The organism is Algoriphagus jejuensis, assembly GCF_039523455.1.
Classification (GTDB): domain Bacteria; phylum Bacteroidota; class Bacteroidia; order Cytophagales; family Cyclobacteriaceae; genus Algoriphagus; species Algoriphagus jejuensis.
Window position 1 is genome coordinate 146,702 of sequence record NZ_BAAAFI010000010.1, and the last position, 13,004, is coordinate 159,705.

Genomic DNA, 13,004 nt, shown 5'->3' on the forward strand with positions numbered 1-13,004 from the left:
TATGGATCCTTTGATTCTTATCCTGGCGGGTGCCTTTGTCGTCTTTGTGACTATCATCGCGCTGATCTCCCGCTACAAGCGATGTCCCTCTGACAAAATCCTGGTCGTCTATGGAAAGACCGGCGGCAGTTCAGCCAACTGTATTCACGGCGGCGGCGCATTTATCTGGCCGGTGATTCAGGATTACGCTTACTTGGATCTCAAGCCCATCTCCATCGATGCCAATCTGACCAATGCACTTTCCAAGCAAAACATCCGTGTGGATGTGCCTTGCCGATTTACGATTGCCATATCCACTGACTCTGACACGATGAACACCGCCGCCGAGCGTCTGCTGGGCTTGGCGCACGAGCAGATTCAGGAGTTGGCAAAGGACATCCTTTTTGGTCAATTGCGTTTGGTGATCGCTACCATGACGATCGAGGAGATCAATTCCGATCGGGACAAATTCCTTGAAAACATTTCCAAAAATGTAGATACCGAGCTAAAAAAAATCGGTCTTAAGCTGATCAACGTCAATGTCACCGATATCAAGGACGAGTCGGGCTACATTGAGGCTTTGGGAAAAGAGGCTGCGGCAAAAGCCATCAACGAAGCCAAAATCTCTGTGGCAGAGCAGGAGAAAATCGGTGAAACAGGAAAGGCTTTGGCAGATCGGGAAAAGGATGTTGCAATTGCCGATACGCAGCGCGATCGCGACGTAAAGATCGCGGTCACCCTCAAAGACCGGGAAGTAAGCATTGCAGAAGCACAAAAAGAAGAAAGCATCGGTAAGGCGGAAGCCCAACGGGACACGCGGGTTAAGACCTCCGAAGCCAATGCTATCGCCATCAAAGGGGAAAATGAAGCGAAAATCTCCATCGCCCAATCCGATGCACTTCGTCGTGAAAAAGAAGCGGAAGCGCTGAGAATCGCCTTGGCTTCCGAAAAAGTACAACAGGCAAAAGCCCTCGAAGAAGCCTACCTCGCTGAGCAAAAAGCGGAAACTGCCCGAGCCGAGCGGGAACGATCTACGCAAAATGCAAACATCGTTATCCCTGCCGAAATCGCCAAGCAACGGGCGATCATCGAAGCACAGGCAGAAGCCGAACGAATCCGGGTTCAGGCCAAAGGGGAGGCGGATGCGATCTTTGCCAAGATGGAAGCCGAAGCAAAAGGTCTCTATGAGATCCTGACCAAGCAGGCCGAGGGCTATCGTGAAGTCGTGAGCGCTGCCGGAGGAGATCCGACCAAAGCCTTCCAACTGCTCTTGATCGAGAAGCTGCCTGAATTGGTCAAAACGCAAGTCGAAGCCGTGAAAAATATTAAGATCGACAAGATCACAGTTTGGGATTCGGGTCAAAGTGAGAATGGGAACAACTCCACCGCCAATTTTGTGTCGGGTATGATGAAGACGGTCCCACCGCTCAATGACCTCTTCAACATGGCCGGGCTCAACCTGCCAGCCTATTTGAAGGGTGACGAGCTACCCCAACATCCCAAAACCGAGCCCCCTGCTACAGGTTCACACGAATAGCATTCACTTTGTATTCCATATCCCCGGCTTTGAGTCGGGGTTTTTTTTGATCGATAGCCTATCGTAAATGAGAGAAATCTATGGTTATCTTTGATAGAGGATTCTGAAGGCCCTGCAGTCACTTGTCCCCGCTCACTTAATTTTGAACGCTATGACTTTAGGCTATCCATCTTTTTGTTCCCAAGCTTCAGCGTGTAGAAAGCCTGAAGCCGTTTCCCTGAGTTTCATCCTTCAGTTACGGGAAATATGAATTGGCTACATTTCATATCAGAAATTGACCTGCCAATCACGCATCAGGGACTGAAGTTCTTTCTGATCCTATTGATCATTCTTTTGGCGCCCTTGGTTCTCAACCGCCTGAGAATCCCGCCATTGCTTGGTCTGATTATAGCGGGAGCCGTGATCGGCCCCAAAGGGCTGGAGCTGATGGAACGAGACAGCGGGATATTGCTTTCCGGCACCGCTGGATTACTGTACATCATGTTTCTGGCAGGTCTAGAGATCGACTTGGATGATTTCAAAGAAAACAGCAAAAAGAGTTTTGTGTTCGGGATGTACACCTTCCTGATTCCGATGATCCTGGGCACCTTGGCCGGATTATATCTTTTCGGGTTTTCGATGCCCTCCTCTCTGCTTTTGGCCAGCATGTTTGCCTCCCACACCTTGATCGCTTATCCGATTGTTTCCAAACTCGGCGTGGCAAAAAACCGGGCGGTTAACGTCACCGTGGGCGGTACCCTGATCACGGACACCCTTGCACTGTTGGTATTGGCAGTCATTGTCGGCATGGCTCAGGGAGAGATCAATCTGATGTTTTGGGTCAAACTTTTCTTCTCGCTGCTGGTCTTTGCTGTTTTGATCCTGATCGTACTCCCGAGGTTTGGCCGTTGGTTTTTGCAGAAAAACGAGGACAACGTCACCCAATACATCTTTGTCCTCGCAGTGGTTTTTGCAGGCGCGCTGCTCGCGGAACTTGCCGGATTGGAAGGGATCATCGGTTCCTTCTTGGTCGGACTCGCCATCAGTCCGATTATTCCCCGTACTTCCGGACTTTTTAATCGGATCGAGTTTGTGGGAAATGCGATTTTCATCCCGTTTTTCCTGATCAGCGTGGGGATGCTGGTTGATTTTAGGGTCTTCTTCCGGGATGGAGAAACTGTGTTTATCGCAGTGGCGATGACTTTGGTGGCGACGGGTTCCAAATTCCTGGCATCCCTTGCTGCCCAAAAATCCTTTGGTTATTCCAAGGCAGAGCGGCAGGTGATGTTTGGCTTGAGCAATGCGCAGGCGGCGGCCACTCTCGCCGCTGTTTTGGTCGGCTACAATACTATTGTGGGAACTAGTGCCTTGGGCGAGCCGATTCGTCTCTTGTCCGAGTCCGTGCTGAATGGCACGATCATTATGATTCTGGTTACTTGTACTATTGCCTCACTCGAAGCGCAGCGAGGGGCTCAGAAAATCATACTTTCCGGAGCATCTTTGGTAGAAAAAGGCCAAAAGGAAGTCGCCGAGCGGTTTTTGATTCCTATCAGAAGCGAGGAGACGTCCCAGGACCTCATCAATCTCGCCATCAACTTAAAGTCAGCCGGAAAGAAGAATTCCCTGTACGGATTGAGCATTCTACGGCCCGAAAGTCAAGACTACACGACCGAAGTCACGGCCCAAAAAATCCTTAACAAAGCCAGCTCATTCACCGCCGCCACTGACAATTTTCTGATCGAACTCATGCGCTATGATGCGGATGTCGTACATGGTATTGCTAGTGTGGTCTATGAAAATAAAATCACCGACCTGATCCTCGGACTCCACGTCCAAACTGAAGGTAAGGATTCGTTTCTAGGTCAAGTCACCAACAGTCTCCTGGAGAAAGTCAATGCTACCACTTACATCTTCAAGCCGCATCAATCGTTTGCTTCTCACAAACGTCATCTAGTGATGATTCCTCCTCAAGCCGAGTTGGAGCTTGGCTTTCCCTTTTGGTTGGTCAAAATCTGGAACATTGCAAAAAACACCGGCAGTCGGATGATCTTCTATGTAAACGACGACACGCGGGAGTATCTCCAAAATATACTCGCCACTAATTTTATACGGGTGGAATTCCGTCCGTTTCCAAGCTGGGACGATCCTGGAAATCTCAGTATTTTTCTCAAAAAAGATGACAATCTGATCCTGGTTCTGAGCAGAAAAGGTGACCCTTCTTATCATCCTAATATGGACTTGGTTCCCGATCTAGTGGCTACCTGGCTCAAAGATCACAGTTTTATCCTGATCTACCCCAATCCATTGGAGGTGCGATCTGCCCTATCCCATGATTTTTTGCATAGCAATGTGGCTGGACCGAGCAGTCGATTGGAAGTGATAAGGTCGGCTATCAACCGGCTTTTTTCAAAGTAAGAAAACCTTTGCGCACAACCTTAGTCTGCTAAGAGGTGGATAGTCGATTTATGAAAAACGGAAAAAAACGGTTTTAATCCCCACTGACATCCATATAAGTATAGCCCATCTGATCCAGTGCCACGAAAGTGGTCTTCGCCGACATAGCAACCTTCACCTCAGGGGTGACGTCTTCTTGTGGGATTTTCAGAAACGACATGCTCTGACCGCAAAGGTAAAACTCCACACCCACCTTTTTCAGCTCTTGAAGCGCAAGGATAGTCGGATTGTCAATTTTGTATTTTTCTCGATAAGCGTCGTTGCTCATCACGGCTTTCGACAGTCCACCATGTATGACTGCAGCAATCTTGATTTTATCGGCAGGGACACCGTTGGCGATGTGAAGATTGTAAGTGCGGGCAATTTCGGTAAAGGGCTCATGGATTTTGGTCGAGTCTTTCAGGCTTCCATACACGTCGATTGCAATCTTGTAGGTCAGGCTTGGATCATAGCTCATCACAGGATCAGTGATCGGTATCACACCTACCCAGGGTGCAAAATCCAAGACGGGATAGGTCATTTTTTCCTTGATGTGGTCTGGCATCGTCATTTGTGCCGAAGCCAGATGGGAGAGCAGCAGAAAGCTAAAAATAAGGAGCAGATTTTTCATAAATCGAGTCGGTTGAAATGGCCCCCCAAGAACAAAAAAAAATTTGATATTTGACTATAGCCACGGTGATTGTCAAACGACTATCAGTGAAAAGCAATTTGTTTCTGGCCTGATCAATACCTTTAATATTTTCTCAAACTGATAGGCTCCTCCCGAAATTCTGGCCAAGTACGTTGTGAGCCAATAACCCCGATTGCCCACTAAAAGGCTTAACCTAAACCTGTCAACACAGAACAGTTCATTTTGACCTAAAGTGCTGTTTAAAATTAACTTGAAAATTTTGTGACCAAGGATACGCCTCTTACATTTGGCGAATCCCAATCGTCAGGCTTGCTTATAGCATATTCCCAATGAATTTTTTTTCAAAATATCTTTTCCTTGGAATACTTTTTTATGGAATACTCGTCAGTGTTGCTTCCGCCCAAAGCCATTCTGTGGCGAGAAGATGGAACGAAGCCACGCTTGACGCTATCAAAGGTGATTTTGCCAGACCGACAGTACATGCCAGAAATTTATTTCATATCTCAATAGCGATGTATGACGCTTGGGCAGCCTATGATGATGTAGCCTCTACTTATTTTCTGAGCCACACTTTTCGAGAATTTCATGTGCCGTTTGATGGTGTGGAAAAGCTTGGTGTAATAACCCAGAAAGCCAGGGAGGAAGCCTTGAGTTATGCTGTCTATGGGATTTTGACGGAACGATTTAAGGATAGCCCTAGCGCTGAAAATTCAATTCGGAATTTCAAGAGCCTCATGGCTAGCCTCGGCTACAATCCGAATTTCACCTCCACGGATTACGCTTCCGCATCACCGGCAGCGTTGGGCAATTATATTGCGCAACAGGTGTTGGCTTTTGGTAAAATAGACGGCTCTAACGAGGCGGATAATTACAGCAACCTATTCTATCAGCCTGTCAATCCTGCCCTTAGGCCATCAGAACCCGGCAATATCAACCTGGCTAAACCCAATAACTGGCAGCCCTTGGATCTGGGGGTATTTATTGACCAAAGCGGAAGACCCACTGGAAATGGAACTCCTCCATTCCTGTCTCCTGAATGGGGCAAGGTTTCTCCTTTTGCACTCACGGATAAAGAGCTGAATATCCGATACCGCAGCGGCAATAAATATTACGTCTATCATGACCCCGGCCCTCCCCCGCACCTAAACGAAAAAACTGAAATCAGCAGCGAGGCCTTTTACCACTGGAATTTTGTGCAAGTGGCCAAATGGGCTTCCCACCTGGATCCCAACGACGGAGTCATCATCGACATCTCTCCGGCGTCTAACGGAAACATCCACGAGTATCCGGAGACGGAAGAGGAATACCGGGCTTTTTACGAGGCTACCGAAGGAGGCAACCATGGCCCGGGATATGCTGTAAATCCGTCTACCGGGCAACCTTACATGCCCCAACTAGTGCTTAGGGGTGATTACACAAGAGTTTTGGCAGAATTCTGGGCCGATGGACCAAGCTCTGAGACACCTCCCGGCCACTGGTTTAGCATCCTAAACTATGTCAACAGCCACCCACTGTTAGTCAAGAAAATTGGAGGAAAAGGGGACGTAGTTTCTGACCTGGAATGGGACGTCAAATCCTATTTCGCCTTGGCTGGAGCATTACAGGACGCCGCCATCACGGCTTGGGGCATAAAAGGTTTTTATGACTACGTGAGGCCTATTTCGGCTATAAGGTATGCTGCATCCAAAGGTCAATCGTCCGACCCTTCTCTGCCCAACTTCCATCCCGACGGATTGCCGTTAGAGGCGGGATATGTAGAATCAATTCGGAGCGGAGATCCACTTGCCACAAACAATCCGGACAGGGTAGGTAAGATCAAAATATATTCAAGAAGAGGGGTCGAAAACCTGGAATCTCCCCAACAGGAACCGGGGGCAGCCTGGATCCTGGCAGAAAAATGGTGGCCTTACCAAAGGACTTCCTTTGTCACTCCACCCTTCGCCGGCTATATCTCAGGGCACTCTACCTTCTCAAGGGCTGCTGCAGAAGTCTTGGCATTGATCACCGGAGATGAGTTTTTTCCAGGAGGGATGAGTGAATTTAAAATTCAAAAAGACAATTTTCTGGCGTTTGAGCGTGGCCCCAGTCAAGAGCTGGTTATTCAGTGGGCAAAATACCAGGATGCTTCCGACCAATGCAGCCTTTCCCGAATTTGGGGAGGCATACATCCACCTATAGATGATATTCCCGGTAGGATCATTGGGCGAAAGATTGGAAAAAACGCCTTTGATTTCGCCAGCTTATATTTTGACGGTTTAGCGGCCCAAAGTGCAGTGCCCACCGCCGAAAACTCACTTTTTTTGTATCCAAATCCGGTTGCAGTAAACGGTGCATTGCACATAAGACCGGGGACTATTGTCAGGAATGGAACGATTGCCGTCTACAATAGCCTCGGGCAACTTGTTTATGAACAAAAGCTGGTTGAAAATTTTGACAAGGAAATTGAGATTTATCTGATTGGTGCAAACCCTGGTGTTTACGTACTAAACTTAGCAAGTCCGGGCTTCAATATTTCTAAGCGCTTTGTCTTAGTTCATTGAGGGCATTTCTATTTCTTTCAACAAGCCCTTTCACAGACTAGGAGAACTTGGAATACACCTCGCGAAATTTCCAAATTCAGTCTTTAGTCGGTAAAAAACCGCTTGAAAAATGCAATGCCCAGCTGCCGATTCCCTAAAACTAATTATGGTTGAGATAGATACAAGATCGCATTTTCTTGGATATTGAGATGATGGGGTTTCAGAAAGTAATTCTCTCGCTTTCTGAAAAACACGCTGCTGGAAGTGCATTTTTAAACCTATTTTTGAAGGATTTTTGAAACAGAAAATTCTTCAAATCCTGAACAAACACTTCTTATGTTCATTCAAATTGCCCTTCTTGTAGTTGGCCTAGTTCTTCTAGTCAAAGGTGCCGATTGGCTGGTGGACGGCGCTTCGGTTTTGGCCAAAAAGAGAAACGTGTCGGACCTAGCCATTGGACTGACCATCGTTGCCTTTGGAACTTCGGCTCCCGAACTGGTTGTCAATGCTGTAGCGGCTTCAGGCAATTACCCGGACATCGTTTTTGGCAACATCATCGGGTCAAACAATTTCAACCTATTTATCATTTTGGGGATTTCTGGACTTATTATCCCGCTCTCGGTACAGTCCAGCACCGTGTGGAAAGAAATCCCCTATTCACTTTTCGCTGCCATCCTGCTTTTTTTAATGGCTAACAACTACCTCTTCGGCTATACTGAGGGGCTTTCCAGATTGGACGCTGCAATTCTTCTGGCGCTCTTTTTGGGATTTTTGTACTATGTAGCCACCCAGCTAAAATCTGATCCAAGTGCCGAAACTCTGGAATTGAAAGACTATTCCAATCTGAAGATTTGGTTGTTGATATTCGTTGGTTTGGCTGGACTGGTAGGGGGTGGAAAACTCGTCGTGGACAATGCAGTCGCCATGGCCCAATCCCTGGGAGTCAGCGAAAAAATCATCGGCTTGACCATCGTCGCCGCAGGGACTTCTCTGCCCGAACTCGCCACCTCGGTCGTAGCTGCGATGCGAAAGAACACCGACATCGCCATCGGGAACATCATCGGATCAAATATCTTCAACATTTTTCTGATCCTCGGAGTCAGCGGGTTGATCAGGCCTTTGGCATTCAATGCAAGCTTCAATACCGACATTTATATCTTAGCCGGTGGTACGGTCTTTCTGTTCCTGGCAATGTTCACTGGCAAGAAACATAGACTGGATCGCTGGGAAGCCATACTTTTGCTGGTGGTGTACCTTGGCTATACCGGCTATTTAGTGAGCATGGAGCTTTGACGTAAGCTGGTAAATTCAATTTTTCCGGGAAAAATTATTGACGCACTAGCGTTTTTAACAAGGAGTTTGCATTGGGGCACACCGAATTTTTGTCCGATAAAGCCGTGTTTTGCCTAATTTTTCTGTCAAAAATTCCGATTAATAGGAAAAACACGTTCTTTTCAAGCCACTCTGGCTGAGATTTGTCCTTGGCGAAACTTTTGATTCTGGTGCAAAAGACTATAACCACTAATAACCCGCTATGGACTTTAACCAATTTACCATAAAATCACAGGAGGCGATTCAAAAGGCCGCCGAGCTGGCCTCAAGTGCCGGTACACCTGCTATCGAAACTGCGCATCTGCTCAAAGGAATCTTGAATGTGGATGAAAACGTCACCGATTTTCTATTCAAAAAACTCGGAACGAATAAGCAGCTAATCGCTCAAAAACTAGATCAGGAGATGGCCAAATTGCCCAAGGTAAGCGGTGGCAATCAACAGCCGCACCTCTCTGGTCAGGCCAATCAGGTTTTGGCCAAGTCAAAGGACTTTCTCAAGACCTTTGGCGATGAATATGTGGCTATTGAGCATTTGCTTTTGGCAATTTTGGCTGCAGGGGATTCGACAGCGCAGCTTTTGAAAAACCAAGGACTAGGGGAGAAGCCGTTGATCGAAGCAATCAAGGAACTTAGAAAAGGCAACAAAGTGACTGACCAAAACGCAGAAAGCAAATACAGGGCCTTGGAGAAATACTCCAAAAACCTGAATGATCTAGCTAAGAAAGGCAAGATCGACCCCGTCATCGGAAGGGATGAGGAGATCCGAAGGGTATTGCAAATCCTTGCAAGGCGAACCAAAAATAACCCGATATTATTGGGCGAACCCGGTGTGGGAAAGACGGCAATCGTCGAAGGACTGGCTCAGCGGATCGTATCGGGCGACGTGCCGGAGAATCTGAAATCCAAAACCCTGATCTCTTTGGATATGGGCTTGCTGGTAGCGGGCGCCAAATACAAGGGAGAATTTGAGGAACGACTGAAAGCTGTGATCAAGGAAGTGACTGATGCTGATGGAGAGATTATTCTTTTCATCGACGAGATCCATACCCTGATCGGCGCCGGTGGTGGAGGAGAAGGCGCAATGGATGCGGCTAACTTGCTTAAGCCTGCTTTGGCGAGAGGAGAGCTTCATGCTATCGGAGCCACCACGCTGAAGGAATACCAGAAATACATCGAGAAAGACAAGGCACTGGAGCGTCGATTTCAGTCTGTAATCGTCGATGAGCCCGATGCGGCGGATGCGATTTCCATCCTTCGCGGGATTAAAGACAAGTATGAATTGCACCACGGTGTGCGGATCAAAGATGATGCGGTGATCGCTGCTGTGGAGCTTTCGCAGCGCTACATTTCCGACCGCTTCCTTCCGGATAAGGCAATCGACCTCATGGACGAGGCAGGTGCCAAATTGAGAATGGAGATAGATTCTTTGCCACAGGAACTCGATGAATTGAATCGTAGAGTCATGCAGTTGGAGATTGAGCGGGAAGCCATCCGCCGTGAAAATAACCGTGACAAAGAGACCGTGCTGAGCAAAGAAATCGCCGAACTCTCCGAAAAGCGCCAGAATGTGAAGGCCAAATGGGAGAGCGAGAAAGCGGTCATCATGGGTATTCGGAGAGAGAAGGAAGCGATCGATAAGCTGAAAATTGAAGCTGAGCAAGCGGAGCGTTCCGGTGATTTTGGAAAAGTCGCCGAGATTCGATACGGTAAAATCGTGGACGCTGAAAAGAAACTTGATTCCTTCAAAACCCAATTGGATGAAATGCAGGCGGGTTCGCCGCTGCTGAAAGAAGAAGTGGATCAGGAAGACATCGCGTCGGTCGTTTCAAAGTGGACAGGAATACCTGTCTCCAAGATGATCCAATCTGAGCGGGAGAAACTGCTTCATTTGGAGGATGAACTTGGAAAGCGTATCGCCGGACAGCGAGAGGCTATTTCAGCCCTGTCGGACGCAGTTCGTCGAAGTCGAGCGGGATTGCAAGATCCGAAGCGACCCATAGGAAGTTTCATCTTCATGGGGACGACCGGAGTTGGTAAGACGGAATTGGCGAAAGCGCTGGCTGAATACCTATTCAACGACGAGAATGCCATGGTGCGGATTGATATGTCAGAGTACCAGGAAAGGCACGCCGTCAGTCGATTGGTTGGAGCGCCTCCGGGTTACGTAGGATACGATGAGGGAGGACAGCTGACAGAAGCGGTGCGGAGAAAGCCTTATTCCGTGATTTTGTTGGATGAGATTGAAAAGGCCCATCCGGACGTCTTTAACATCTTGCTCCAAGTCTTGGATGATGGACGATTGACTGACAACAAAGGTCGGCTGGCGAATTTCAAGAACACGATTATCATCTTGACGACCAATATCGGCTCGCATTTGATTCAGGAGCGATTTGCCGAGATGGAGGAGTGGAATAAGGAAGAGATCTTGGAAAAGACCAAAGCTGAAGTCTATGATCTTTTGAAAAAATCGGTCAGACCGGAGTTTCTCAACCGAATCGATGAGACGATCATGTTTGAGCCGCTCAACAGACAGATCACGCGCAAGATTGTCGATATCCAGTGGAAGGAGATTCAGAAGCGACTAGCCGAAGCGAACATCGAAATCGATGCAACCAAGGAAGTGCTGGATTATCTGGGAGAAGTTGGGTTTGATTCGCAGTTCGGAGCGAGACCACTTAAGCGAACGATGCAGCGGATAATCCTAAATGAGCTTTCAAAGCAAATTCTGTCAGGCTACATCAAAAATGATTCGGCTGTCTTGGTGGACCTGGATGCAGACAAACAGGTTTACTTCAAAAATGTGGAAGCTGTCGAGGTCTAACATCTGAACGTTAAACGATCAAAGCCCTTGGGAGTAAAATCTCAAGGGCTATTTTTTGTACCCCATTTCTTGGTGTTGCCGTTTTCCCCTCTGGGAGAAGAGTTCTGATTTTGCTCCCTGGACTGGATAGTCATTCTTTTCTATAAAAAAACAAACCCCTACCAAGCCGGCTTGGTAGGGGTTATATGAATAAGTTGGTTTAATTATTTTGCGTAAGCTGAAAATCCGTTAGCTGCAGTCACTTTGAAGCTGATTGCTTCTGGGTTGCTTGGCTTGTTGATGGTGAAGATTTTATGAAGACCCTGAGGATTGTCGATTACCTCAGTGTGGATCATTTTGTCTCCATCAAAGATCTGAACGGTTACGTCTTTGGATTCCAGACTAGATACCAACAATCTGTATTGATTGTCACCCATTTCAGTTACTCGTGTGAATACTGATGGCTTTACAGTCACTTCAGTATTGAAAGTAGCGGTTCTCAATGTACCGTTTGCGTCGGACACTTCGATAGAATAGTCACCTACTGGAAGGGCATTCAGATCATATCTTTTTGCAAAAGCTTCGGTTTTGGTGATTCTGTCGCGCAATACCAGACGATCATTTGCGTCGGTGATTTTGACCGTCATTACTCCTTCAGGAGCAGAGGCAACCGCTATCATTACTTTAGCTGGTTCAGTTTGTCTGATTTCTACAGACTTCTCATCGTTTTTGGCAAACGCCCCTGTTGCGATCCCCGCAACAAAAAGCATGGTGAATAGTTTTTTCATGTTTTACTAGTTGGTTTGAATAGGTTGTAGATATTGTTTGTAACCACAGGATAGACTGATTCTATCAAGGGGAGATTTTGGGTTACAGAGTTATCGATGCAATTCGAATTACGATTCAAAGATACAACGCGAAAGTACAATTGCAAAAGTTTCAACAAAACTTTAAAATAATTTCTGAATCATTAATGAAAATACAAAATCATTGAAAAAAGCATAATTTAGATTCTTTGTCAATTGCGAAGATGGTTTTATGATGTTTTTTTTGCAAAATTCAGAATAAAAACCTGTAAATAGGCACAAAATCCAAATGATGTAATTACATCGATACGAATTTTTCCCTTTCCGCAATCGATTGTGGAAGTGAAAAAAAATTCCAGACTCGACTAAGGTCAATTGAAAAAGCCCGGACTTTCCGGGCTTTTGGTGTAAAAATGCAGATAACAGGTTTATTTTTTGCGTCAATTTACCTGAGCTGTAGCCTTCGCAAGCGCTTCTTGGGTGAATTTTCCCTTCAGTTCGATCACCATTAGGTCGCCTTCTTTGTCATCACCTACCAAAATCACCAAATCAGAGATGATATTGGCTCCTTTAGAGTAGACCAATACCCCTGCTTTACCTTCCGAGGCTTCCATTAGGAGTTCATAGCGCTCCTTCTCCAATCCTTTTTGCAGGGACTTGAATTCAGCAAGGTTACTGGAACTTTCCGGGAGGGAGAAGAAATTGAGCTTTTCGACGGATTTTGCAACAGTAGCTAGGTCATCTTCATCGATGTCGAGTTTAAAGCCTTCTGCGAAATTCATAAAGCTGCCTCCCAGTTCGAGGTGAAAGAAGTCGTCATCAGCCTTGTATTTGTCTTTCAGCGCAGCGACACTTTTGCTTTGGGCATTAGCTGCGAAGATCGCGGCTAACAATGTGAGTGTTAAAAGGAGCTTTTTCATAAGTTGAGGGGGTGTTGGATTAGTTGATAAAGAATGTATTGTAGGAT

General features: G+C 46.8%; 8 protein-coding genes. 5 read left to right on the plus strand and 3 right to left on the minus strand.

Annotation, left to right across the window (positions count from 1 at the left end; translation table 11 throughout):
* Nucleotide 1: 1 nt before the first annotated feature.
* Both ABD031_RS11520 and ABD031_RS11525 read left to right on the plus strand, forming a co-directional pair.
* Entirely contained in the window at nt 2-1,516 is a 1,515-nt protein-coding gene (locus ABD031_RS11520; protein ID WP_343851545.1) for a flotillin family protein, read from the plus strand.
* 246 nt (nt 1,517-1,762) lie between these two features.
* Complete coding sequence (locus ABD031_RS11525; protein WP_343851547.1) at nt 1,763-3,910, plus strand: cation:proton antiporter; 2,148 nt, start codon at nt 1,763-1,765, stop codon at nt 3,908-3,910.
* 73 nt (nt 3,911-3,983) lie between these two features.
* Here the strand turns inward: ABD031_RS11525 and ABD031_RS11530 are convergent, their stop codons facing one another.
* On the minus strand, nt 3,984-4,559 hold the full coding sequence (locus tag ABD031_RS11530) for a DsrE family protein (RefSeq protein ID WP_343851549.1): 576 nt from the start codon (nt 4,557-4,559) through the stop codon (nt 3,984-3,986).
* A 350-nt stretch (nt 4,560-4,909) separates the two neighbouring features.
* Here ABD031_RS11530 and ABD031_RS11535 point away from each other — a divergent pair, with 350 nt between their 5' ends.
* From ABD031_RS11535 to clpB, 3 genes are all read left to right on the plus strand, one after another.
* The gene (locus ABD031_RS11535; protein WP_343851551.1) at nt 4,910-7,120 is read left to right on the plus strand and encodes a DUF6851 domain-containing protein; all 2,211 of its coding nucleotides are present in this window, start codon (nt 4,910-4,912) and stop codon (nt 7,118-7,120) included.
* Nucleotides 7,121-7,435: 315 nt separating this feature from the next.
* Nucleotides 7,436-8,392 carry a calcium/sodium antiporter gene (locus tag ABD031_RS11540; RefSeq protein WP_343851553.1) on the plus strand — a complete coding sequence of 319 codons (957 nt, stop codon included), beginning with the start codon at nt 7,436-7,438 and terminating at the stop codon, nt 8,390-8,392.
* Nucleotides 8,393-8,633: 241 nt separating this feature from the next.
* Complete coding sequence (gene clpB, locus ABD031_RS11545; protein ID WP_343851555.1) at nt 8,634-11,252, plus strand: ATP-dependent chaperone ClpB; 2,619 nt, start codon at nt 8,634-8,636, stop codon at nt 11,250-11,252.
* A gap of 203 nt (nt 11,253-11,455) precedes the next feature.
* Here clpB and ABD031_RS11550 read toward each other — a convergent pair whose 3' ends face one another.
* Both ABD031_RS11550 and ABD031_RS11555 read right to left on the minus strand, forming a co-directional pair.
* Nucleotides 11,456-12,019: a hypothetical protein gene (locus ABD031_RS11550; protein ID WP_343851557.1), complete on the minus strand. Its 564-nt coding sequence runs from the start codon at nt 12,017-12,019 to the stop codon at nt 11,456-11,458.
* A 458-nt stretch (nt 12,020-12,477) separates the two neighbouring features.
* Nucleotides 12,478-12,957: a DUF4252 domain-containing protein gene (locus ABD031_RS11555; protein WP_343851559.1), complete on the minus strand. Its 480-nt coding sequence runs from the start codon at nt 12,955-12,957 to the stop codon at nt 12,478-12,480.
* Between the last annotated feature and the right edge of the window lie 47 nt (nt 12,958-13,004).